The 24348-nt window shown below is 51.9% G+C and carries 18 protein-coding genes; 4 read left to right on the top strand and 14 right to left on the bottom strand.

From position 1 onward, the window contains the following. Positions 1–341 precede the first annotated feature (341 nt). Positions 342–1943: an aspartate:alanine exchanger family transporter gene (locus tag EFB02_RS02735; RefSeq protein WP_122820072.1), complete on the top strand. Its 1602-nt coding sequence runs from the start codon at positions 342–344 to the stop codon at positions 1941–1943. 140 nt (positions 1944–2083) lie between these two features. After that, a complete protein-coding gene (locus tag EFB02_RS02730; RefSeq protein ID WP_122820071.1) occupies positions 2084–3535 on the top strand; it encodes a threonine/serine exporter family protein in 1452 nt (483 codons plus the stop codon). Positions 3536–3612: 77 nt separating this feature from the next. On the opposite strand, the gene hpf is transcribed toward EFB02_RS02730, so the two are convergent. From hpf to EFB02_RS02700, 6 genes are all read right to left on the bottom strand, one after another. Further along, positions 3613–4281, bottom strand: coding sequence for a ribosome hibernation-promoting factor, HPF/YfiA family (hpf, locus tag EFB02_RS02725; protein WP_122820070.1), 669 nt, complete (start codon positions 4279–4281; stop codon positions 3613–3615). A gap of 152 nt (positions 4282–4433) precedes the next feature. Beyond that, positions 4434–5018, bottom strand: coding sequence for a ComF family protein (locus EFB02_RS02720; protein WP_122820069.1), 585 nt, complete (start codon positions 5016–5018; stop codon positions 4434–4436). 285 nt (positions 5019–5303) lie between these two features. Continuing rightward, complete coding sequence (locus tag EFB02_RS02715; RefSeq protein ID WP_122820068.1) at positions 5304–7085, bottom strand: LpqB family beta-propeller domain-containing protein; 1782 nt, start codon at positions 7083–7085, stop codon at positions 5304–5306. After that, a complete protein-coding gene (gene mtrB, locus EFB02_RS02710; RefSeq protein ID WP_122820067.1) occupies positions 7082–9052 on the bottom strand; it encodes an MtrAB system histidine kinase MtrB in 1971 nt (656 codons plus the stop codon). The genes EFB02_RS02715 and mtrB overlap by 4 nt, the downstream gene beginning before the upstream one ends. Positions 9053–9058: 6 nt before the next feature. Beyond that, positions 9059–9742 carry an MtrAB system response regulator MtrA gene (gene mtrA / locus EFB02_RS02705; RefSeq protein ID WP_122820066.1) on the bottom strand — a complete coding sequence of 228 codons (684 nt, stop codon included), beginning with the start codon at positions 9740–9742 and terminating at the stop codon, positions 9059–9061. A 93-nt stretch (positions 9743–9835) separates the two neighbouring features. Then, positions 9836–10312 carry a DUF3499 domain-containing protein gene (locus EFB02_RS02700; protein ID WP_122820065.1) on the bottom strand — a complete coding sequence of 159 codons (477 nt, stop codon included), beginning with the start codon at positions 10310–10312 and terminating at the stop codon, positions 9836–9838. A 71-nt stretch (positions 10313–10383) separates the two neighbouring features. On the opposite strand from EFB02_RS02700, the gene EFB02_RS02695 reads away from it, so the two are divergent. Next, positions 10384–10794, top strand: a complete 411-nt coding sequence (locus EFB02_RS02695; protein WP_147471017.1) for a metallopeptidase family protein — start codon at positions 10384–10386, stop codon at positions 10792–10794. 85 nt (positions 10795–10879) lie between these two features. Here EFB02_RS02695 and EFB02_RS02690 read toward each other — a convergent pair whose 3' ends face one another. The 7 genes from EFB02_RS02690 to lysS all read right to left on the bottom strand — a co-directional run bounded on the left by EFB02_RS02690 (position 10880) and on the right by lysS (position 20852). Further along, on the bottom strand, positions 10880–12208 hold the full coding sequence (locus tag EFB02_RS02690; protein WP_122820063.1) for a DUF5719 family protein: 1329 nt from the start codon (positions 12206–12208) through the stop codon (positions 10880–10882). Further along, positions 12205–15651: a glycosyltransferase gene (locus EFB02_RS02685; RefSeq protein ID WP_122820062.1), complete on the bottom strand. Its 3447-nt coding sequence runs from the start codon at positions 15649–15651 to the stop codon at positions 12205–12207. The genes EFB02_RS02690 and EFB02_RS02685 overlap by 4 nt, the downstream gene beginning before the upstream one ends. Positions 15652–15655: 4 nt before the next feature. Next, on the bottom strand, positions 15656–15949 hold the full coding sequence (locus EFB02_RS02680) for a WhiB family transcriptional regulator (RefSeq protein ID WP_122820061.1): 294 nt from the start codon (positions 15947–15949) through the stop codon (positions 15656–15658). A gap of 130 nt (positions 15950–16079) precedes the next feature. Further along, positions 16080–16847, bottom strand: coding sequence for a TIGR03089 family protein (locus EFB02_RS02675; RefSeq protein WP_122820060.1), 768 nt, complete (start codon positions 16845–16847; stop codon positions 16080–16082). Next, positions 16847–18031: a mannose-6-phosphate isomerase, class I gene (manA, locus tag EFB02_RS02670; protein ID WP_122820059.1), complete on the bottom strand. Its 1185-nt coding sequence runs from the start codon at positions 18029–18031 to the stop codon at positions 16847–16849. The genes EFB02_RS02675 and manA overlap by 1 nt, the downstream gene beginning before the upstream one ends. A gap of 19 nt (positions 18032–18050) precedes the next feature. Beyond that, a complete protein-coding gene (locus EFB02_RS02665) occupies positions 18051–19238 on the bottom strand; it encodes a cobalamin-independent methionine synthase II family protein (protein WP_200831529.1) in 1188 nt (395 codons plus the stop codon). 72 nt (positions 19239–19310) lie between these two features. Next, on the bottom strand, positions 19311–20852 hold the full coding sequence (gene lysS, locus EFB02_RS02660) for a lysine--tRNA ligase (protein WP_122820057.1): 1542 nt from the start codon (positions 20850–20852) through the stop codon (positions 19311–19313). Between the two features lie 212 nt (positions 20853–21064). Here lysS and EFB02_RS02655 point away from each other — a divergent pair, with 212 nt between their 5' ends. Beyond that, positions 21065–23323, top strand: a complete 2259-nt coding sequence (locus EFB02_RS02655) for a YPDG domain-containing protein (RefSeq protein WP_122820056.1) — start codon at positions 21065–21067, stop codon at positions 23321–23323. A 95-nt stretch (positions 23324–23418) separates the two neighbouring features. Here the strand turns inward: EFB02_RS02655 and EFB02_RS02650 are convergent, their stop codons facing one another. After that, positions 23419–24270: a pantoate--beta-alanine ligase gene (locus EFB02_RS02650; RefSeq protein WP_122820055.1), complete on the bottom strand. Its 852-nt coding sequence runs from the start codon at positions 24268–24270 to the stop codon at positions 23419–23421. Positions 24271–24348 lie beyond the last annotated feature (78 nt).

The following is a 24348-nucleotide window of genomic DNA, read 5'->3' as shown; positions in this document are numbered from 1 at the left end:
CTAAATAAAAAAGCCCTAGGTGTTTTTACCTAGGGCTTGCTACGTCTCGAAACGATTTTAGACGCGTCTAGCCCTCCCCGGTACCAGCTGTACTAGGGCGACTAGGCTAATAATTCGTTTCGTCATAACAAGCTAAACCCTACGCACCACACTTCCCGAGAGCGGTGGCGTCTCACTTTTTGATACAGCAATACCGTTCTAGCGGAGACGCTAGACCTGGGGTTTGACCGAAAACGCGGTTACCCCTAGCTAAATTCGCCGGTGAAATGGACTTTGGTCTGGGGCATTCTTTGCGGCTGTGAAATGATAGATATTATTGTGAGGCTTTCAAAGGAGGCAGCGTGCATACAGTTTTCCAGTATCTGGCAGAACAGCCGGTACTAGTACTTTTCGGATTGATCGGGATTGGGATGTACCTGGGTCATTTCCGGATCAAAGGAATCGGTTTGGGGGCGGCCGCCGTCCTCTTCCTTGCTATAGGTATCTCTGCTTGGGGTACTTCTGCAGGCGTAGAGAATATGGCTGCGAGCATCCCGCACACATTCGGCAAATTGGGGCTTGCCCTCTTTGCCTTTGCCATCGGGATAAACTCCGGTAATTCCTTTTTCGCCTCCCTAAGGAAATCCCTGGGAATTATGGGTGCTACTTTCGCAGTCCTGGCAGGAGGTGGCGTGGTAGCCTACATACTCGGCAAGATCGCCGGGATGGAGGCGGCTACTATCGGTGGGACTTTCGCCGGTGCCATCACTAATACCCCGGCTCTAGCTGCGGCGGGGGCAGCTTCTGGTGACGAGAAGGCAGCGACCGTAGCCTATTCGATTACTTACCTTTTTGGGGTTTTCGGAATGCTGATTGTGGCTACCCTGGCACTGAACTACGGCAAGAACGATAAGGATCGGCCGGTTGCTTTGGTTTCCCGCACAGTGCGGATCGAGCGCGACGACCGCCCCTCGGTGCGCGATATTCGTGCCCACGTAGATGGAAACGTCCGCTTTTCCCGGCTTCGGGAAACTGAGGACGGCCCCATTGTGCGTCCCACCCCCGACACCAGACTTGGCAAAGGCTTCTTAGCTACCGTAGTTGGTCCTCAGAACCTAGTAGTAGAAGTAATCTCCGAGCTAGGACACGACTCTTCTATTTCCCTTTCCGCCGATCGTACCGATTGGGACTACCGCCGGATCACTATTTCTGACCCCAAGCTGTCTGGGCGCACCCTGGGCGAGCTTGGCCTGGAAGAACGCTTCCAAGCTACAGTATCCCGGGTTCGTCGCGGTGATAACGATATGTTGGGACGTCCGGAACTGGTCTTACAACTTGGTGACCGGGTGCGGGTAGTTGCCCCTACAAAAAACCTGAAAGAACTTTCGAAATACTTCGGAGACTCCACTACTGGTCTCACCTCTATCAACCCGGTGGCTCTCGGAGTTGGCATGGTTCTCGGTCTTTTGATTGGCGAGTTCCCCATTCTTACTCCTACCGGGGAGTACTTCTCTATCGGTTCAGCGGCAGGCACCCTGCTGGTAGGACTAATCTTCGGCAAGGTTGGTCGCATCGGACCGTTCCCCACTACTTTGCCTTACACTGCCTGTCAGGTTCTTGCTGAACTGGGGCTATTAATCTTCTTAGCCCAAGCAGGTTATAACGCTGGCGGTCAGATAGAGAAAGCATTCACCTCCGGTGCGTGGCTCGGGATTTTGTTGGTAGGTATGGCGGTCACCCTCACCGTAGGGTTCGGTTTGTTCTTCGTAATGCGCTATGGCTTCAAGATGGGTGGAACTCGCTTGTCCGGCCTGTTGGCGGGGGCACAAACCCAGCCAGCCGTCCTCGCCTATGCGAATAACCGCACCAACTTTGACGCTCGGGTAGCGCTGGGATATTCCCTGGTTTACCCCTTAGCGATGGTCGGGAAGATTCTAATCGCCCAAATCCTGGGTGGCCTGTAAACCTATAGATAAATCTACAAAATAAATATTTTTATTACACGGCGCCAGCTTTGAACTAGCTGACGCCATGTAATAAAAATCGCTCTTAATCTGCCTCCTTCGTCCCGGGTTTCCGCAGTAGCGCAAGTGATAATGGTTCTATGCAGAAGACACCTGCCGCAGATGACCCCGGCACCCATAATGAAAAGTCCATATCCCTGAGTACTTCTTCCGGGGATACTGCCTCAAAAGGCGAAGTTCTTAACCCGCATGGTAGCGAGCATGATCAGTTACGTCTCTTGCGTGACCGGTTGGCGGCTCAATCCGGGGTAGTAACTCACCTAGGACGCACCCTATTAGCAGCAGGAGCTAGCGCTTACCTGGTTAAGTTTTCCATGGCTCGACTAGCCAATGCCATTGGGATTGAATCACAACACTCTCAAGTAACCTTTTCCGAGATAGTTACCTCGGTTTATGCGCACGGGACTTTCCGTACTGAGTCCCATGAGCAGCGAGCCTTTGGCACTAATGCCGCACGTCTAGACGATTTACGCCTATTTGTAAATTCTTTAAAGCCGGGGCTACTAGTCGAAGAAGCCCGGGAACGTATAGATGAAATCATCAATCGCAAGCCTCCCTACCCTGCAGTTATCAACTGCCTGGCCTCCGGTATTGCCTGCGCAGGATTCTGTTTCCTAAACCGGGGTGGGCTAGTCGAATGCAGTGTAGTTGGGGTCGCTGCCTTGTGTGGCCAGATCCTACGACGATCGATGATAAAGCGACGAGCAAACCATTTCGGAGTGTGGATGCTATGCGGCCTGCTCGCTTCCCTAATCTACATGGGAGTTAGCCAAACTTTGCTACTGACTGGTTTAGTTTCAGTTGGCCATCCGCAGGGTATCATTTCAGCGGTCTTGTTCTTAGTTCCCGGATTTCCCCTAGTAACTGCAATATTAGATCTGGTAAGAATGGATTTTCTAGCCGGGATTTCACGCATGACCTATGTGCTTATGCTTGTGATATCAGCCGGGATTTCGGTGTGGATAATCGCTACTTTGTTTCAGTGGCACATTGATCCCCCCGAAGCCTTTCCCGTTACCGGAATTTCTCTTTATCTGCTGCAATTTATTTGTTCGCTGGTGGCTTCCTTCGGTTTCGCGGTGCTGTTTTCAATCCGCCCTAAAATAGCATTCTACGCTTCCCTAGTTGCCGGATTTGTTAATGTGGGACGACTATTCCTGGCAGCACAAGGAATGTTACCGCAGGCGGCAGTGGGTCTGGCAGCTTTAACTATTGGGATCGTGGCACATTTTATTTCTCGTCTAAGCGGTTTCCGTTTCTCTCGTACCTCGTTGACGGTGCCCGCAGTGGTCATTATGATTCCTGGAGTTCCTCTTTATGCGGCGATTACTCACCTTTCTAATGGCGATATTCCCCAGGCTACCGCGGCTCTTATCCAAGTATTCTTTGTTGTTCTCTCCATCGGCGTAGGATTAGCTATTTCCCGGATGCTAACCGATCCCGGCTGGCGGATTGACCGCGATACCGCACAGCCCCGAATACTAGAAAAAACCGGATGGAATGACGGAGCACGCCGTTTTCAGATGCGTTAATACAAACTGGTGGTGGGGCGCTGACGATTGTCAGCGCCCCACCACCACATTTTCGGGGATTCCTTGGTTATAAGTAATTAGCTTTCCCGGGGAGTCGCCGTAGCATCCAGGCGAATTACCCCGTATGTCCAGCCACGGCGGTGATAAACCGCGCAAGGTTGCATAGTTTCAGAATCGATAAACACGAAGAACGGATGCCCCACCAACTCCATTTGATAGAGCGCCTCGCTAACTGTCATTACCGATGCTTCGTGTAGCTTCTGCCGCACAATCACCGGGGAATCACCTAGCTGACTTTCATCGGCCACCCCAATCTTTCGTTCCCGGGGAATATCGGGAGAATAGTCGCCATCTTCCGGAGTAACTGCCTTAGCAGCATCCTTCAAATTAAGTTCCTCAATCTTAAAAGGCTCTTCATGACGCTGTGAATCCCGATGGCGACGATGATCCTTAGCCCGATCACGGGCACGCCGCAGCCGCTCATAGAGCTTCCCGCAAGCAATGTCTACTGAGGCGTAGCGGTCAGAGGAACTGGCCTCCGCGCGAATAATCGGCCCCTTACCGAAAATAGTCAATTCCACTTTTTCGGAGGTATCTGCTTGCCGCTGATTCGGTTCGTGAGTTAGCTCCACATTCACCCGCTGAACACGAGGATAAAATTGCTCGACCTTAGCGACTTTTTCCTCGGCATATTGGCGGAAATTGGGGTGGATTTCGGCGTTTCGTGCTTCAACGATAATTTCCATTGGTGTCCTCCAGGGCACAGTATGGGGATCAAAGATCCCAGATTGATGCGTACCGGCTCATTCCGGTCGCGGTGATTGCAGCTATCACCCCCCCCTCTCACCCACCTTTGGGCTTTTCAAGTAACAAAAATTTTACCTCAAAAATCCGCTTTTTAACCCCGTTTGAGGTTGCATTCGGCTACGCTAAGCGAGAACACGCTATTTACCCGGGCCTGCGCTTCATTTATTACCCGAACCGCTTCCCTAATAGTGGCGCCGGTAGTGATAACGTCGTCAACTAGGAGCACTTCCTCGCTAAAATCCAAATCTGCCTGGGATCCGAGTTGCATACAGCCTGCCCGTCCCCGTACTCTTTCCTGGAAACTCCGTCCCGCCTGTTTCTTAGCTCCCACTTTGAACTGTAACAAGCCAGAAAGACGCGTATTTACCCCCTGAGAAATAAGACCCGCAGCTAATCCAGCGGCCAGCCTGCCGGCGGTAGAGGATATGGAAGTTTTACCGATCCGAAAAGTTGAGGGCGCGGGACAAACTAGGACGGGGCACTGAACATGGGCAGCGAGACTCCTAGCTGCTACTGCTCCAAAAAAGAAAGGAAGTTGTTGATAATAATATGATCGCGAATGCTTCATCGCCAATACGACTCCCCGCGCCTGTCCCTGATAGAGACTCTGCGTCCACACCTGGTTTACTCCCACCGAAATAGCTGCATTAACACTGGTGGGAGGACGTAAAAACATTCCTCGACACCGGTCACAGAGTAAAGTGTCGAGCTTCCCACAACCGGGACAGGTCTCCGGAAATACCAAGGTGGAAAAGGCACGGAGGGATTTAACAACCGAGGCACTAACCAACGTCGAAATTGGGGAGGAGCTAGAGGAAAACGCATGGGCACCCATACTTGAAGGATGCCGGGGAAGACTTACAATCCCTCCCTAAAAATAATTACAACGGGAAAACTCCTCGCTTACCCTTTTGAGGATAAAGCCCCTCGCCCCCCCCAGTGAAGCCAGCAACGGCAATAGCTAGTTCGCTAACAGAGGGGAATAGGCTGGATAGAAAATGTCAGAGCCCAGTATCCGCCAGGACTGTTCGATATGCCCCAAGCGGAAACCGCGATCACTAACTACTTCTACATTGCCATCAGGCGGATTAGGCACCAGGTATTGCGCATTCACGGGAGCATCAAAAGATTCACCATAGGAGTTAATTCCGACAACCTGAACCTTTGAGGAAGTGCCACCTTGCAAAATCGCTACCTGTCCCGGATTTATCCAAGCAACCGAAATAACATCCCTCATAACCTCAGTTTTATCTTGAGCAGGAACGATTTGCCGAGGAGTACCGTCTTCTCCCCGCAGCACGGTTACTAGTTGCGCCTGGAAACTGTAGCCAACCTGCCATACCACGACGCCGCGTACCCCGGGGGAACCCAAAGCGAAAAACGGGATTTTCCATTTGGAATCGGTGGGCAGTTTCAATTCCACCGTAGTACCTCGAGAGTTAACTGCTACCAAAGCACCTTTTTGCGCCGAAGCTCCCGTAAAAGCCCAACCCCAAGCATCTACCTGGGGGGGACGCAAATCCTTTCCTCGATATAACAGCGCCGCCGGTTTTCCCCGCTGCAGGCGCACCAGCTCATTTTTACCCCGAATTGCAACGTGAAAATCGGTGACGGGATTACTGGGAGTCGGCCAGGTGATATCCCCGTCAGCATTGGCCGGTGAAGTGAATACTCCGCTACGAGACTCTGATTCTTCAACTACCTCACCATTTTTTATCCCCAACATGATGGGTTTAGGGGAAGCTGCTGACTGTTCACTAGGAACTGTAAGCGACGAGCCATTTTGCGAGAGTACTACCTCGTCGATCCCGGAAACATTCAGCAAAGTAGCTCGCAATTGCTGATAAAGTTGGCTTGTTTCCTGTTCTGAACGCAAATGAACCGTGTCTGGAAGCACTACCGTAGCTTTATTACTTTGCAGTGTTACCAGGTTAGAAGGAATTTTTTTCATTGTTTCCAAAGCGCTAACCGCCGGAGAAATATCCTCGCTGGGGCCAGAAAATAAGGACTCCAAAAGATGCTGAGCCCCATTTTTACGGGGAATCCACCGCGGATCGGGAACTAAAAAACGATGGTCACTAGACCAGTAGTAAACATTGCGTTTTGCAAAAGCATTCTTAAATGCCGAGCTGGTGAGAACTACCCCATCAGGGAGAGAACTAATCCGCCACTGTCCCTTTTCTTTAGCCAGGGAATATTTGATGGTTTCTTCCGTGCGAAACTTTTGACTGATTCCCGCCTTATTAAGACGCAAACTTGGTTGACCGACACCGGTTACCTCGTTTGTTTCCGGGTCAAAAATAATCTTAAGTTCCGTTTTGGGGTTAAGCACCGTTACACGCTCTTGCGGCTTCCAGCTCTGCCTTTGCGCGGTAGTTAAAAACTGGCGCGCAATCCCGTAGTCATCGTAGGTACCGGCAGCACAGGCTTGCTGAAAATCCGCAAGTAATTTTTCGGGACTAGCTCCGTCCATCGGACCGCTAGCTAGCTGGGATAACGGGTTTCGGGAATCAATATTTACTTCCCCTTTATGAACTGGCCCGGAATCAGGTAGTGCCGCGCAAGAAACAAGCACAGAAGTAGTGAAAGCTGCCAGTATTGCCAGCAGGATTGACTTTATAAACTTGTTTTTCCCATTTCTGGAGGAAAGTTTTATTTTTGCGGAGGGCGCAGGTAAATGACCTTGTCCCACTCTTGCCTTTCCTATTCCCAGTTTCACGAACTGACCGCCTATCCAGTTCACAAAGTTTCTCCTCCTGATTCATTCTTTGATGTCTGCCTTGGAAGAGAATCTAGATTACTGATTCTTCCCTGGATATCAATCACGCTGTCATTTTCAGGCAGGTGCGGCAAAGGATGTGCCGGGGTGGCCTCCAAAATCTCTGGAGGTAAATCAGCTGGCATACGGGGGAAACCCTCATCTGCACCTATAGATTCGTCCCCTAAAGGAACGTCCGTGCGAACCTGATGTACCTGGAAAGATGATTCTTCTAAACTATCGGACAGAATAATATCCTCGGGATGATCTTTCGCCCATAGCTGGCGGGCAGCGATCAAGTCTTGATTTTCTACCTGCACCGGAATGTCCTCAATTTCCTCCCCCTGACGGCGGGGCAATAGCAAGGTAAAAGCGGAACCCTGGTGCGGACAAGACAAGACTGTGAGCAACCCGGAATGCAGTGCTGCATCCTCGGCAGATATCGCCAACCCCAGTCCCGTACCTCCGGTGGTGCGTTTACGGGAAGGATCCGCACGGTAAAAGCGATCGAAAACATGTTGCGCAACCCCGTCGGTCATTCCCGCCCCATGATCTCTAACCTGGAAAGCTACCGCCGTACGTGAACCTGCCACACTGATTCGCACAGGTTTGCCTTCTGCAAACTCGATCGCGTTTACCACCAAGTTTTGAGCAATTCGAGTAATGCGTGTGGGGTCGACTTCCGCTACCGTGTCGCCGAAAGTTTCCAGTTTAACTTCCACCCCCATACTTTCAGCCAACGCCCTATTCGACTCCACCACTGCTTCTACCAGTGAGTAAATGTCGATTTCCGACAGTGACAATTGCGCCACAGAAGCATCTATTCGGGAAATCTCGATTAGATCCGCCAACATTTTGTCAAAACGATCAACTTGACGATGCAGAATAGTAGCGGAACGGGCATTGGTAGCCGACAGCTGATCACGTTCATCGTAAATTAAATCTGCTGCCATCCTGATGGTAGCTAACGGTGTGCGCAATTCGTGGGAAACATCGGATACAAACCGCTGCTGCAAAGTTGATAATTCTTCATAGTCGCTAATCTGTTCCCGCAAATAAGTCGCCATATTATTCAGAGCTTGAGATAGTTGAGCTAACTCATCCGTACCCCGAACCGGTAACTCAATTTGAAAGTCACCAGCAGAAACTTTCCGAGCTGCTTTCGCCGCTCGCCGTGCCGGTGACAAAATCGAGTAAGAAACTGCCGCCATTAGTACTGTAATCACTCCTAACAGCACCGCAGTACCCAGGAATAACACCTGGTTAACCAAATAGATAGTTTGCTGTTCGTAAGCTAAAGAATAAACCAGATAGGTTTCGTAGTTACCCACTAATGGCAGCACAACTCGCGTTCCGACCACAATTCCGGGAACTTTGTCTCCTTGAGAATTTTTTAGGGAAACCGACTGCCAGTGGATGCCTCCTTCCTGTTGTACTGCTTTCCGCAAACTCTTAGTAATCAGAGCCCGCTGTTCCGGGTCAATAATCTCGTTAATTGCCAGGTTCCGGCTTTCATTCGGGTCTTTTAACAACATCGCGCCCACTCCACCGGCACCCGCAGACGCATCGCGTTGATCAGAAATTAGGGTGTAGGCAGCGTCCTGAACTCCGCTCACCGAATCCACTACTAGGGAATCTAAAGAAGTCTGCAAACTCTGAGTACGCAAAGAAGCATCTTGTAACACGATATTTAGGCGTTTTTGGAAAATTCCGTTTGAAACATGCGCGGTTACTGAGGCAATCAAAATCACCATCATAATCGCAATGGCCAACGCCATTACTGCAGTTATCCGCGCAGTGATAGAAGAAAGAAAAAATCGGACAACCGGAAACTGTGCGATTTTATTTCCCAGAACTTCTAGGCTTTGTCGCCACCGTTTTTGTCGTAGCAATCCCCAAAAACTACTGGGTGCTCTTGCTGGTTCTGGCTGAGTTGGGGTTTGCGTATCCATCTACGCCTAATTGCCTCCGGCGCGGTAGCCAACCCCTCGCACGGTACGCACAATCTTAGGATGCTCAGGGTCTTCTTCAATCTTGGCGCGCAGCCGTTGTACGTGCACATTAACCAACCGGGTGTCGGTATTAGCGTGGCGGTAACCCCAAATTTCCTCCAATAATTCTTCGCGACTAAAAGCTTTCCAAGGTGAACGCGCCAAGGTTAATAGCAGGTCGAACTCCAAAGGAGTTAAATCAACACGCACCCCGCCCCGAAAAACCTCGTGCGCAGCTACGTCAATATGCAAATCCCCCAGGTCGACATCTTCACCTTCTCCGTCGCTACTACGCCCCCGCAGCCTTGCCTTAATCCTGGCCACCAATTCTTTTGGTTTGAACGGCTTCGGGATATAGTCATCGGCTCCCGCTTCGAGACCGGCTACAACATCGGCGGTATCAGACTTTGCCGTCAACATAATGATCGGTAAATCGGATACCCCCCGAATCTGCCGACAGATTTCCACCCCGTCTTTGCCGGGCAACATCACATCGAGCAGCACCAAATCTGGTTGACTTTCCTGGAAAACTTCAAATGCCTGATCACCATGGTGACAGAAAACAGATTTATAGCCCTCGGTTGACATTACGATGCCCACCATTTCCGCGAGTGCCTCATCGTCGTCTACTACCAAAATTTTCACGGTCATAAGTTCTATTGTGCCATGCCGAAGCGGTTTTTAGTGGTATTGCCCGCGCCTACTCTCATTTCTTTGAATCTGGTAACTGCATTTGTACTGTATCTATTCGTTTTGGTCGGGCAACCCTCCCGGTAACAGCCGCAGATGACCGCGACGCTGCTCTGGAATAGGCCGAGCTTCCGGGCCTATCCCTTGCTTAGCGTTAGCATCATACTGGTGTCCGGGATGTACACTGCCACCACTGGTAGCTTCGGGACTGAGACGCCCATCCCAATTTTTATTAACTTTTGAGGTGGAAAGGTGCCGGCGTTTAGAGGCTTCTCGTACTACGTTCGCCAGTGCCTCTAAGTCGTCATCACTGGGTTCTGCTGGACTGAACTCACTGGCTAACCTCACTACCTGCCACCCTCTGGGAGCGGTCAAAGTATTAGCATGCTCGGCACACAGATCGTAGGCGTGCGGTTCCGCCTGGGTTGCCAAAGGACCAAGAACTACCGTGGAATCTTTATATACATAAGTTAAGGTGGCTGCCGCCACTTGGTTGCAGCCGGTTTTGGAACATGATCTAGTTACCCGCACAATTGCACGTTAGCGGCGCGGGAAATAAAACCCAAGCCAAACTCGCGGTAGGGTGCGTTCTCGTGAGGGGTTTGACACGAAAGCGGCGAGATCGCCACGGACGAGGTGCCCGGGGGGTTACCTTTCTACCGGTAGTTCCAGCTTGGAGGACGCGACGAGAAAAATTTGACCACCTAGTAGTGGATCTGGCTACCCTAGCTGCCCGCAAGCACCAGGCAGTCAGCCGTATTGAGTTCGGGGTGGAAGACATTCCTCCCTCGGATCCGGCTGAATGGGAATCCACCCGGGCAGTACTTGGACGACTTTTTCCGGCAGATAAGAGTGGAAACCTAGCTACCCGGATTGTGGTTTATCGTCTACCCATCCAGTGGCGTTGCCGCACCCAGGAAGATATCAAACACGCGGTAAAATCGGTACTCGCAGAGCATTTAAGTAGCGAGATCGGGTGTTTGCCCGAAGATGTTTTTCCTATCCGCGATTAGTTTAAGGTTCGCGAAAACTTATTCGAAGATAGTCCTTAAAAATTGTAGCTCGCCCTCTACCGTAGTTATCGAGAGTATGTAGAATCTAGGGATTAACTTGCACCGAGATCGCTGCTACTTCCCGAACTGCTTTGCCGATCCCAATGGTGCGAAAAGCGTCAGAGGGATCCCCCACTAACTGTCCGATGAAGCAATCACTCTCGCTTTGCCACTGCCAAACTCCATTTTCCAGCTTGACCTGCGATACCTGACCAGCCTTGACAGCAATCTCTTGGGTTTTATTCGTGGAAGTCAAAATAATTTTTTGAGACCGATTACTTACAAATGCCAGGTTTGCGGCTTGTTCATTAACTAGTACTGCACCCGAAGTACTTGCAGCAGCCGAGGGATACACCGCCAGAGTTCCTTTTCCGGCAAAAGTTTCCTCCCCGAAAACCGCGGCCACTACCGGCTGATTGGACCTAAGTTTCACTGCCGCTACCCCGTCTTTCACTCCCCCCAAGGGGATATCGAAAATTGCTCCCCTAGCTACCTGTAGTTTTTTGGGAGACGAAACCGGAGTTTCCCCTTTCGCATTCATAAGCGACACCTGCAACGTAGCCACCGTGGGACTGGGATTAAGCACCCGTAAACTGGCTTTACCAGTAATTTTAGCTGCTGGGATCAGGACTTGATTTGCCGGCGCCGCCAAAGGGGACACATGCACAGCACCGGCTTTTTGGGCTCCGGTAGCCAAAGTGGTGTTCACCCAGGACGCCACCCCGGCACCGCCGGCCTCGACTAAAACTCCTAGGCGAGTAAACCCGGGGGCTTGTCCGTCAAGCATCAGAGATGCACTGCCTTTCCCAGGAATTTTTTGTGTCACTTTGGCTCGTAGCGGTCCTTGTTCAGTCCAGATTTGAATCCGGGCGGTAACGGGAGCTCCTGCTGGATTCACCAGATGTAGCGTAGAGGCATTCCCAGTGGTAGTTCCGGGGGTAAGGAAATAGGCACGATTGGTAGGGGCGGTGCAACGATCCGCGTAGAATCCATTTTCGCCTTCTTTTCCACTGCCGCTAACATATCCCACAATGGCCACATTTTTTCCGGCTACCGGTTTTGCCTGCAGCTTCAAGCCGGATTTACCCACTGAAGCCGCGACCCCCCTCTCTAGGACTCGGCCAGAAGTGTCGGACACCGCGGCTGCTCCTGTTGCCGAAGCTCCTTGCACCCAGGCCTTCGCGTCGCCACCTGGCATTCCTGGGCACACCACTTGCTGGACAGCCGCCGGTACCGCCACCTCGCTACCAGTGTCCTCAGAGATAGAAACGGCAGGGAGATTCCTCACTAACACCAGTGAGAGCACCCCGGCAGCCAAGAGAATAACTAGCGCGGAAACCAACGAAATCACGGATTTAGGAGCCGGTTTATTCATTTTCGCTCGCTCCTTTCTGCCAACGGAAGGCAAGCGGCGAACGCACCCAGGTAGACTAGTAGGAATATCCCTATCATGAGGTAACGTACTGGATTAGCAAAATACAGTTCCAGTTTTCCGGAGTTACCAGCCGGAATCGTAAAGGACTGCAGTCCCCCTTCGGATCGGGATTGCAGGGCGTGACCGCCTATCCGAGCCTTCCAAGCAGAAGAAGGTGCTTCTGCCAGCAAAAGTTGACGTTGTTTTGAGGAGGAAGAAATATTTTTTTCGGCGTTTAATATCCCTGACGGTACTGTTTCTTGCTGCTTCCCGGCGGCAATTCGCACCCGGGCATCCGAACGCGGCGGAGAGAATTTGGAGGTGTCTAAACGCCACACGCTGTAATCAGCATTGGCTAAGACCGGGTGGAAATAACTGGAGGAAGCTAATCTGGCGTTCAAACCATCGACGGCAGCTTGCTTGGTAATTAACAATTGTTCTACCGCTAAATCAGCACAGATTTTTGCGGCCCGAAGATCATTTCCCGCTACTAGAGAGGCTAAAATCTGGTTTTCGGGAGCGGCAATCTGCTTGGGTGATTTTACCCGTATTTCCCAGTTGGTGGCCAGCATCCCCGGACCAGCGTCACGGCGCATCGCCAGCCGGTACTTGCGCCCTGCCCGATCTATCAGCAACATCCGAGTTCGTTTTTCCGAGGCAGATAATATCGAGAAGGCCACGGGAGCGCGGTCAGCGCCAGCCTTCAAAGGAGTATTCACCGCAGGAATCGCCCAAGTAGCTATGGTCGCCAGTGGAAAAACTAGTGCCAGCGCAATCAGACTACCTAACAGGTAACGCCAGGGTTTTACCGGTTGCACCGCGCCCCATCCTAGTGCGGTCGCAGCCAATAATCCCATTAGCAAAAGGGAAAATACTGGCAATGGCCAGGGCCTTTGTCCAGGAGCAACTATTTGAGTCACCGAAACAATTCCAATTACGATGCCCACCAGGGTAAACATCCATGCCATGCGGGTTCCCAGCAGTTCCCGTCCGGTAAATAAGGCACCTATAGCAGCCAACAGCACGCAGACAAAAGAGGCTATTCCCAGAATTAGGGGGAGACCCGATAAAACTTGCCCCATAACCTGCAATTGCGAGCGCATAGATAGCGGAGAAAAAGTCGAAGGAGTTAGGAACAGATAAGCGCTCAAACTGTGGGTCCGTAGCGCCCAGATCAAAGAGGGCAGCAGCGTGAGCAAAGCAGGAATCAGTATTGCCACTCCGCCCCCTAGCTGCAAAAATAGCCTTCGGAAGGACAAAGGTTTCTTTATCTTCGCGCTTAGGGTGCAACCCAAAACAAGAGCTAGCGCCACCAGCCAGAACCAGGGAGCGGCGGCACTTACTATTATTAGCGTGAGCGCTCCGATACCTGCCGCAGATCTGCGCGAATAGTTAGGAAGATATTCCTCGGTATCCAATACTCCCGCCAAGAAGTAGGGGCGACGTAAACCGTAATAAGAAAGCACTCCCCAAACTACCAGGGGTAAAAAGATGTGACACAGGACAGCAGGCACATTACCAGCCTGCATAGAAAGCAATAGCGGCAACGCCGCTCCCCAACTCAGCGTGATCAGAGCCCGCAGGGGATTTACCCGGGTGAATGCGGACGATGCTATCCATGCGCAGATTGCTGCTCCCAGTGGAGAGAAGATCAGTAACCACTGCAAAACCGCGGTGGGGGCTATGCCGAAAATGGCGAAGGGGGCGGTGACAACTAGTAGCGGGTAAGTAATCGGGTCAGGAGAACCACTTACCCCAGTGGAGAGGGTGCGCCAAGAGTTGGTTGCCAAAAACCAAAAGTCTCGCCAGTTACCAGGCAAAACACTCCAGAAACCACCATGCATTCCTCCCAGGAATGCCCGCATCCCCAGTAGGCTACTTACCAAGAAAAATAGAGATAATGACCAGAAGATTATTTGGGCGCGCCAGGAAATATTTTCCAGTTGGGTTTTAGCTACTGCCCCTAATTTAAGAGCTGTCTGTCCGTGTTCCCGATTTACCCGTCGGATTAGACGGCGATTTTTTCGCAGTTGACTGGCAGGAACTTCCAAGCGGGAAAGTTCTCGCCGGGAAATCTGGGACTGCCTCCGCTGAATCCGGCGTGCCGAAAAAATCTTCCCTAACAACCCCCATACCCGGTTAGCGGAGTGTATCTCAACTGCTCCCCGCTGCCCCTGCGATTGCAGCACCCAATACAGTGCTAGCAGCACTGATTTAAAAGGCAAAAATATTACCCACAACGGTAGGAGCAGCGAGTTAATAGTTAGCGCGCGATAAATATAGCTGTCTGCCCGTCGCGTCGCCCAAGATTTTCTTTTTTCCCGGGGCGCCCTAGCAGCCAAGGGGGTAACCGGAACCGGATCATAAACATAAACCGGTTGATGAGGAACAGGGGCATCCGGATCCTCTGGCCGGTTGTCCCCTTCGTTTTCCTCTTGCACGTCATTTTCACCGGAATCATTTTTCTCTTCCAGTAAATCGTCTTCTTTAGCCAGGTTACCTGCAGCGCCACTAGAGACTTCAGACAGCGAGGAAACTTTATCCACCGTCAGCTGTTCCTTTGAGTCCAAACTCGACCCATCTAGTTCATCGGCCTGCGCTTCGGACTTGGGGAGCTGTTTCAACCTTCCCCTCGGATTGTTTTCGGCATCTTTTTCAGCGGCGGTTTCCTTCAGGCTCCGATCCTGTAAATATTTACGTAGGCGATAGAGGCCGGCTTGGGCGTGATAGATCCGCGCCTCCGGTACCAGACAAACTCGGTAACCAGCCATTCGCGCGCGACGCCCCAGTTCTAAAGCCTCACTGAAACGACTGAGTAGGGGGCTGGTTCCACGCAAGCGATCCCAGAGTTGGGCTTTTATTAAGAGTCCCGCGGTACTTACTGCCAGCACGTCACTAATACCGTCGTATTGCCCCTGATCCACTTCACCCGGATCGAAAGGAATAAGGCGCTCCCCGCTGCGCGTGGCGTGAATACCCACCGAGGCCAGAGTTTTGGGTTTATCCCAATCCAAGGCTTTAGGGCCAGCGATTCCCAGAGTGGTGGAATTTTCGAATGCCTGGACAAGCTCGCCCAGACAGGCGGAATCGGGAGCGGAGTCGTCGTGTAAAAGCCATAAATAGTCCACTGCCGCCAGATTGTCGGCACGGGCGGTACATACGGCTTGTCCTAGATTGGCGGCTTTTACCTGAGAGTAATGCAAAGGTGCATAGGGACGTAATTCGGAGGGAGTGAGGTCGCTATTAGGATCAGAATCCACTACCACCAGGGATGATACGGGGTAGCGACTGGCTCGAAGAGATTTTAAGGTTTGCTCAAGATAGGGAGTACGTCCCCGCGTAGTAATAAAAACCTGGACACTGGGGTGCCGGTAAGGAGCGGAAGATTCAGAGGCGGGAGCCACTACACTAACCTACATTGCGCCGCAGTCTGCGCCGTTCCCGTTCGGAGAGACCGCCCCAAATCCCGAAGCGTTCATCGTTTTCTAAGGCATAACTGAGGCATTCATCGCGAACTTCGCAGAGCTCACAAACCGCTTTAGCTTCCCGAGTGGAACCACCTTTCTCAGGAAAAAACGCTTCGGGGTCAGTTTGGGCACATAATGCTTGTTCTTGCCAGGAGAGGGGGCCATGGTCATCCTGCCCAATTTGCCAGGATTGCGGATTAGACGAGATGGGCCCCTCGCCAAATATGTTCCACATATTATTCTCCTCGCAAAAATAGGTTTCTCTAAGAGTATAAACTACAAGCGTGTCATTAGGGGAAGTCAGTCGAAAAAATGGTATAGATTTTTTAGGCTGCCACTATCTCCGAAGATTAAAAAATACCTATCTACCTGCAGTTCAGTTCAACGATTTCGGAAATATGTTCGAGAGAAGAAATTTTCTCGATTTCACCACAATTTGCCTCTAGGACTACCGCAGCCCCCTGGTAGCTCCAAATCTGCCCGACAACCAGAGCGAGAGACTGCGGATTAGAATCTGTGGTTAGTTTAATTAAGATTCGGTTTCCTGGACAGTTTTGTTCACACCAGCGAGAAAAATCAGAAATTAGCTGCCCATCCTCACATACCTCAAAAGAGGTATCGCCTATCAGGCTAGCTTGATCAGGTAGAGGAAAAAGTAGTTGATCAGCTTGGGAAAGCACTTCCCGGTTTCCATCAAGAAACCCCTCAGGTAGAGCACTGGGATAGCGCCAGGCTAACGGGGACGGGCTAACTAGGAAGGTTTCGATTCCAGATTTTAGAAAACAGACTCCGCTTTCCGGATCAGTGACTGCGCAAGCAACTAAATCCGGATCAGTAGATATTTCCTGGTTGCCGGCCTCTGCATCTGTCAGATTCTTAACGGTTAACCCTAACCCCCACCCTGCGATTCGCCAGAGCAGATCTCGCCAGGAAAGACCTAATCCCAAGGCAAGCACTCCCCCTGGCTCTGCCGCCAGGTCACCGGCTAAAAGATTTTGGGTTTTTATTACCCAGTTGCTTACTACCTGTCCCGATAGCTCGATGCGTTGCTCGCCATACCAGGTAAGGCGAGGAGAAGCTATCCCGGCAAGGGCACTTACCCAGTGGCTATCCCAGCAATATTGAACATCCATCACGGCACTCCCGCTTGCGCTAGTTTTCCGTTTCCTCGGGCACGCACCGCCCCCTCGGAAGCAGCAATAAAAACCGCTTCGCCAGTACGGATAGTTTCTAGGGAACCACCAATTCCCACTTCCAAATCTCCGGAGATTCCCAGTAGAATCCGAGGTCCACGCCCGGGAATCGGTATCCATTCCTCACCGTTAACATCCGATACCGATAGCTCGAAATCATCCACTGGCGCATAATAGATACCAGTGCCGCGACCGTTCATTTCCGGGGCAATCCGCACCGGGGGCGCGCCGTGAAAATCCATACAGCGCAGGGCTTCGCCAGCATCAATATGCTTGGGAGTTAACCCCGCACGCAGAACATTATCTGAGGAAGACATCACTTCGATCCCCAGACCAGAAACATAGGCATGCACCGCACCAGTAGGGATGAATAACGCCTCGCCTGCACGTAAAGTTACCGGATTTAGGAGCAAAGATAGTACCGCCCCGGGATCGGACGGATAGGTACGCGCCAGGGCGACCGCTTGGCGATCAACCCTGAGCGAGGGCGAGGTGCCGCGATCTAGCCGATCTTGACAGGCGGTAATAACCGCTTCTATTTGAACTCGGCGTTCTTCATCTAAGGGTGCGAGCAGCTTACGCGCCACTGCCCGCAATCCCCGATACCCGGGGTGAGCACGTAAAATTTCCAGCATTTCCCGCGCTAGTGGGGCATTCAGATTATCCAACACCTCGATCGCCCGGCGAGGAGCGCGAAAACCCGCGAAGGCCTCAAAGGGGGTAAGCGCGAAAATCATTTCCGGCTTATGGTTACGATCTCGATAGTTTCGCCGCGGACTTTCGAGGGGTATCCCCGCTTCTTCTTCCGCTTGAAAACCCGCCTCTGCCAGTTCTTTACCCGGGTGTACCTGCAAAGATAACGGCTGCTCGGGAGCGATCACTTTCAGCAAGAACGGCAGCTGTCCGTCAAAACGCGCCGCGACGTCTGCCCCTAAAATCTCGACTGGATCTGCGGCGATGACTTCCGAAAGCGGGCGTCCTCCCGTCAGGGTCTGTGCCCCATTATGGGCGCCAAACCATAGCTCGGCCACCCGTTGGCCCCCAAAATCAATCCCGGTAAAGTCACTGATAGCACTGGTAGATCCCCAAGCATAATCCTTGACCGCCCCGGAAAGCTTCCGCACTTTACGAACCCTTACAGCGCTAAACCAGCTTCGCTCCGTCCACCAGGGACTGCAATTTCGCCCAGGCAATCGAGGAATGCAGGCGCCCGCCCAAGCCGCAATCGGTAGAGGCGATTACCCGCTCGGGACCTACTGCCGCCACAAAGCGCGACAACCGATCAGCGACCAACTGGGGATGCTCCACCACGTTCGTAGAGTGGCAAACCACCCCCGGGATTAACACCTTGTCCGCCGGCAATTGGTATTCATGCCAAATACGCCATTCGTGGGCATGGCGCGGTGATGAGGCTTCGAAAGTGTAGCCTTTGGCATCTACCCGCAGCACGTCCTCCACAATATCGGCGAAAGGTATGTCGGTGGTGTGCGGCCCATGCCAAGAACCCCAACATACGTGGAATCGCGTAAGTTCGGTGGGAATATCTTTTAACGCCCAGTTCAGAGCCTCGATACGCACTCCGATAAACTTTTTGTAGTCCTCTAGCGTAGGTTCCGGGTTAATTTGATCCCAAGACTCTGCGATGGAGGGGTCATCAATCTGTACCGTGAGCCCGGCATCGGTGATGATTTTGTATTCTTGACGCATTGCCTCTGCGCATGCCCAAACCACTTCCTCGTCGGTGCGGTAATAACGGTTTTCTACCCGCGCACAGGATCCGGGCGATAAAGCAGCGATAAAACCAGAGGAGGCATCTAAACCATTAGCCTGCAACCCCTTGAGCAGTAGATTCACATCTCGCCTGGCAGCATCCGCCCCGATATAGCTCAGCGGACCGGTAATCACCGGGTTGCCGACTGAGTTGCGGTTGCCGAGTACTCCCGAATCCGGATCCTCGTAGGCTTCCCGGAACAGGTTACGATCCCGCCGATCAGTGAAGGTGGTGAGCCGGATTTTGCCCGGTTCAGAGCGAATAACCTCGGTTTTGGCCCAGCGATCCTCATCGGTTTGGGTAAGTCCCCCGAGGCGAGAGAAGGAATAGTTCCACCAGGCACCATAGTCGACTGCTCCCGAGGTTATATGGCCGTACTCACCCTCGTTAACAATATCGATCCCGATTTCGCGCTGCTTGGCCACCACTTCGGCGGCGGCGCGTTCGATGATTTCTTCGAAATCTTGGGGACTGATTTTCCCGGCCGATAGCAGGTTATTGGCTTCAAGTAGCTCTGGAGTTCGCGGCAAGGAACCCACGTGGGTAGTTTTTACGGGCATAATTATTTTCTTCCTAATTAGTGAAATAAAAGTTTGGAGGGCGCAGACGGACTAGCGGCGCGCCCGGTTTATCTAAATTCGCTTTACCAGTGGGAACGTGATGGTTTCCCGGATCCCGAGGCCGGTAATCGCCATTAGTAGGCGATCCAGCCCCATTCCCATACCTCCGGCTGGCGGCATCCCGGCTTCAATTGCTTGCAAGAACTCTTCATCAACTTGCATAGCTTCGGGATCGCCGTTAGCGGCATCTAGGGATTGCGCTTCGAAACGTTCGCGCTGAATTACCGGGTCATTCAGTTCTGAATAGCCGGTAGCCAGCTCGAATCCGCGTACATACAGATCCCACTTTTGTACCTGTCCGGGTTTTTCGGGATGTGATTTCACCAGTGGAGAGGTGTCTTCAGGGAAGTCTGCTACGAAAGTGGGGGCATAGAGGTCGTCTCCTACTTCCTCTTCCCACAGCAGTTCCACGAGTTTGCCAGGAGAATAGAATTTTTCGACTTCAATCTCGCGCGCCTGGGCCAGTTTTACCAGTTCTTCCCGGGGGGTGCGCGGGGTGATTTCTTGTCCTAATGCCGCCGATAGTGAACCATAGAGGTCAATCCATTCCCACTCTCCCCCTAGGTCATAGGATTCCCCGTTCGGCAAGGTGGCGACGGTGCTTCCCAGGGCGGCCTGTGCCGCGTTTTGCACCAGCTGGCGAGTGAGCTCGGCGATCTGGCGATAATTTCCATAGGCCTGGTAGGCCTCTAGCATGGTGAACTCGGGGGAATGGGAGGAATCTGCGCCCTCGTTACGGAAATTACGGTTAATTTCAAAAACCCGGTCAATCCCGCCTACCAGGCAACGTTTCAAGAACAGTTCCGGAGCGATCCGCAGATAAAGGTCGGTGTCATAGGCGTTCATATGAGTCACGAAGGGGCGCGCGGCTGCCCCGCCGTGCAGGGTTTGCAGCATCGGGGTTTCCACCTCGATAAAATCTTCCCCACTCAGGGTACCGCGCAGAGAGGCCACCACTTTCGCACGGGTGCGCACCATTTCTCGAGCAGCTTCCCGGGTGATCATATCGACTTCCCGGTGACGTACTCGCTGGTCTTCCGAGAGGGAAACTTCCTGCCCGTCCTCAGTTTTGAAAGTTTTCGGCAGCGGACGTAAAGATTTTGCCGTGAGCTGCCAGGCGGGCTGTCCTTGTGCACCCGGCTGCGCCATTACCGAAAGTTCTCCGCGTTTGGAGGCTATTACCCGCCCGTAGACAAATAGGTGATCCCCTAGATCCACATCGGCTTTGTAATCACTTAGGGATTCTTTACCTACCTGGGCGGCAGAAAGCATGGCCTGCAGGCGGGTGCCATCGCCTTGCTGCAAGGTAACGAAGCAGAGTTTGCCGGTATTGCGAGAAAAAACTACCCGGCCGGCAACCCCTACGAAGTCCTCAGTTTCTTCCCCAGCCGCTAGGTTCGGGTATTTTTCCCGCACTTGGCTGAGGGTATGGGTGATGGGAACCGCGATGGGATAGGGGTTGCGACCATCGTCAATCAGGCGCTGCCGTTTCTCAGCGCGAATACGAATTTGTTCAGGCACACTTTGGTTATTAGCTTCACTCACGCCCTCCATGTTATCTAGGCGAGGGCGAGGGAAGAAAGTTAGCGGTTTTACTCCCGCCCCCCACTGAGATCACCATTTTAAAAGAAACCCATTTCGCAAAACCTATGATTTACACTCCATCATGGTTTTTACACCCATTTTCCCTTGTCAAAGCCATGTTAAGTATGTTAACAATGGATAGTCGATGAAATTTTACGCAATTAAGAGTAAGAGAATGTAATATGAAGAAAACCGCACACCTAGCAATCTCCGCCTTGGCCGCGGCGTTTGTCATCCTAACCGGGGTGTTATTATCTCCGGTAGCCCAAGCCGAGCCCGCTCCCCCGCAGGGATATACCAAAGCTGCCCAACATGAGCATGGTTATTATTCAGAATGCCCTAATAGCCAGTATATGCATGTGGCTGAATGGACTTACTGCCTCAATAGTAAAATCTATGGCGAAGGAGACTCAGGCTATTGGTACTGGGACAATGATACCAATACCCTTACCTTCGATAACTTCGTACTGAAACGCGCAAACTTTACTGGATCTTATGGAGCCGGCACTTTTATTGAACCGGTTTTTAATCGCCCCAAAAGTAGCGTGACTGAGCTAACCATCAAGTTCAAGGGTAAAAACGTCATCGACCAGCAGTCTAAGGGACATAGTGATGCCCTAACTCTGGCCCCGACGTTTTATGGTGAAGGAAGCGGCAATCAAACGACCCCGATGGTCAACATTATTGGTGAATCCCCAGAGGATAGTTTGACGATTAATAGTGACATCACCAATTCCGACCCTAATAATTCCAGAGCTATTAAAGCTTTTGGAGCCTCAATGACCATCGGTGGTAAAGGCACCATCAACCTGAATCCTGGTTTTAGTGGCACCGGTAAAATTAATGCCGTGACTGGTATCGCCAGCTATTACACGACAATTACAGGTAATGTCACTGTTAATATCAATTCTAATTTGATGCATAAAGAAGCGACTTCCATAGGATATGGCGTTATCGGCATTGAAGGGGCAGCTGTTCTAAAGGGAAATTCGATAGTTAATATCGCTGTGAATGGAGCTTCCTCTGGTTATACATTGGGAATGTACAGATCTCCTCAAGAAAGCAAAGATATCTCGGTAGCCGAGAACGCTCGCCTATCTATTAAGGCTTATAACGAAACCTCGCCAACGGCACCAACAATTGGCATTTATTCCCTCGGAAATATCAACTTCTCCACTGCCGAAGATGCTAAAATCACTTCTTCTACAGGACCCGCTATTTTTGCGAAGCAAGGCGCCGATTTCTCCGGACCGGGTGATATTCTCGGCTCCGGTAATACCGGTTCTTCGCTAAGAGCGGATGGAGGCATCAAGTTTGCGGATGGTTATGGGGTTTACCTGCCAGTAGCCGGTAGCACCGCCAACCCAGGAGTTGCTGACAAAGCCGGAAAGAAGGTCGGCTCCTGGCGTTTATCAATGCTGCCTCCCAAATACGAGGAAGTTAAAACCGAACCCGGTAAAGCAGTTAAATCCCCGGTGAAAACTAAGACCTATGAGGACGCTGCTAACGCCACCCAAGCCACCTATAGCGCACCCAAAACCGTAGAGGTTAACGGGAAAACCTGGGAGGTGGCAATCGATGCCACTACCGGAGAGCTGACTGTCACCCCGCACAAAGATGCTAGGAAAGACGATATAGCGAAAATCCCGGTTACCCTGTCTTACGCTAACGCCGCGTTCCCGGCCGATACAACGGCGGAATCCGAAATCGGTTCTAATGAACCTGGACGTAAGCAGCGCATTGCGATTGCTCCGGTAGGGGTAAATCCGATTGCTACTCCGGAAGCTCCGAGTGCGCAAGATTTTAAGAAGGTTAAGGAAGGCAATTGGCAAGAGCTGGTAATCCCTTCCTATGGCCCAGACAAGGATGGTAAGGAGAACCCACTTAAGGGCGTTTTTGACTACGCTAAAGTCACCTACCTAAATCATCTTGGATTACCGTTTGATTCCAAAGATCCGATAAGTAGGGGAAAGAGGGCAGAAGTGGTGGTCCCGCTAACTAAAGAAAAGGGCGAAAAACTTTTCAACAGGATGCAGTGTCCCGATGCACCACTGCCGGCTGAAACCTCCTGTGAACTACAAAAGGACGGAACCGTTAAGTTCACTGTGATTTTGGATTACAAGGAGCGGACAGCAAAACCGGACACTCCCTGCGAACCCTGTAAGCCCTGCGGTGATCCTGGTACCGTACCAGGTGGCCAGCAGCCGGGCACCCAGCCTGGAACTACTCCGGGTGGAACCCAGCCTGGCACACAACCGGGAAATACAAACCCCGGAGGAACCAATTCCGGAGCCAACATAGCTAACGGGGCAAAAGGAAACACTCCCTCCACTCCCGACTCCCTGGTTAGAACAGGATCAGTGGACACCACCATCTTAGGGTTCGGAGCGAGTGTGCTGTTCTTACTAGGTTTTGCACTATTGCGCCGTCGTAACAGCTAAAATTAACTGAATAAACCAGTTTGCGGGTCTTCCTATTGCTAGGAAGACCCGCAAACTGTTATAAAGCTCTATTGCGCTCTAAGCTTTAGTTTGCCTTAGAGGCGGGAAAGTACCACTAACTGGTTATCGCTTAGCCGTACCTCACCCAGCTTCACTGCCGCAATCAGGCAGGCAGTACTAGCACCGTCCCCCTGCCAGGGCTCAAAGGAAATAGGATCTACCAAATCAAGGTACTCAATTTCGACCCCACTATCGCTTAGTACATCTCGAGTTGCAGCCATTACTGCCGCCCCCGACCCGGTTGCAGCGGCTTGGCTTACCCCCGCAAACAGGGCTTTCGCAAAAACAGCAGCATCCTCACGCTGAGCAGGGGAAAGATTCAGGGTTGTTTGCGAAACTGTAAGCCCATCCAAATCTCGGAAGGTGGGAAGCGCCTCTACCATTACCGGAATATCCAGATCCCGAACCACCAGGCGTACCGTAGCCAACAACTGGGCGTCACATTGCCCAATAAATACCTTGTCCGGGCGCACGATTCCCAACATCTTCACTAATTGAGTCAGGCGATTCAGCGCCTGTTGCGGGTTATGAGCAGCCTCGTATTCCCTAATAATCTTCCCCGGATCCAGTACAGTCTGTGCGGTTCCAAAAGGATAGAAAGCCTCGGTTGAGGGCGCGAAAATAATATCTACTCCGCTACGCGCAGCTAACTGAAAATCAGCGGCGCTAATCATGTCGGAAGTAGTCTCAAAGGCTGACCCTACTGGATCGGTATAAACCGATGCCACCAGGCTATCCACCCGCCCACTAGCTTCGGAAAAAGCAGCCTGGTGCCCACGATGCCAATTGCCACGAGTAACAATCAGTCCCACAGTCCCGACATTTCTTTCTGCCCGCGCCAAGGTCTGACGATCATGCACAACCAGCGGTTCTTTCGGATTATTCACGCTATTTCCCTCAGATGTTCTTTTCTTGCTGGCTTGATTCTACCCGCTGGCGGCGAGGATTAACACCCAAGCCCTCTA

Source organism: Varibaculum vaginae, from assembly GCF_900604285.1.
GTDB classification, from domain to species: Bacteria; Actinomycetota; Actinomycetes; order Actinomycetales; family Actinomycetaceae; genus Varibaculum; species Varibaculum vaginae.
Note: the sequence above shows the minus strand (reverse complement) of the source record. Positions and strands in the feature narration are given on the sequence as shown.

Bases quoted from the DNA above. Each gene is read 5' to 3' on its own strand.
- EFB02_RS02730 (WP_122820071.1), top strand. From the start codon at position 2,084: ATGCAGAAGACACCTGCCGCAGATGACCCCGGCACCCATAATGAAAAG.
- hpf (WP_122820070.1), bottom strand. From the start codon at position 4,281: ATGGAAATTATCGTTGAAGCACGAAACGCCGAAATCCACCCCAATTTC.
- EFB02_RS02720 (WP_122820069.1), bottom strand. From the start codon at position 5,018: ATGTTTTTACGTCCTCCCACCAGTGTTAATGCAGCTATTTCGGTGGGA.
- mtrB (WP_122820067.1), bottom strand. From the start codon at position 9,052: ATGGATACGCAAACCCCAACTCAGCCAGAACCAGCAAGAGCACCCAGT.
- mtrA (WP_122820066.1), bottom strand. From the start codon at position 9,742: ATGACCGTGAAAATTTTGGTAGTAGACGACGATGAGGCACTCGCGGAA.
- EFB02_RS02690 (WP_122820063.1), bottom strand. From the start codon at position 12,208: ATGAATAAACCGGCTCCTAAATCCGTGATTTCGTTGGTTTCCGCGCTA.
- EFB02_RS02680 (WP_122820061.1), bottom strand. From the start codon at position 15,949: ATGTGGAACATATTTGGCGAGGGGCCCATCTCGTCTAATCCGCAATCC.
- EFB02_RS02675 (WP_122820060.1), bottom strand. From the start codon at position 16,847: ATGGATGTTCAATATTGCTGGGATAGCCACTGGGTAAGTGCCCTTGCC.
- EFB02_RS02665 (WP_200831529.1), bottom strand. From the start codon at position 19,238: ATGCCCGTAAAAACTACCCACGTGGGTTCCTTGCCGCGAACTCCAGAG.
- lysS (WP_122820057.1), bottom strand. From the start codon at position 20,852: ATGGAGGGCGTGAGTGAAGCTAATAACCAAAGTGTGCCTGAACAAATT.
- EFB02_RS02655 (WP_122820056.1), top strand. From the start codon at position 21,065: ATGAAGAAAACCGCACACCTAGCAATCTCCGCCTTGGCCGCGGCGTTT.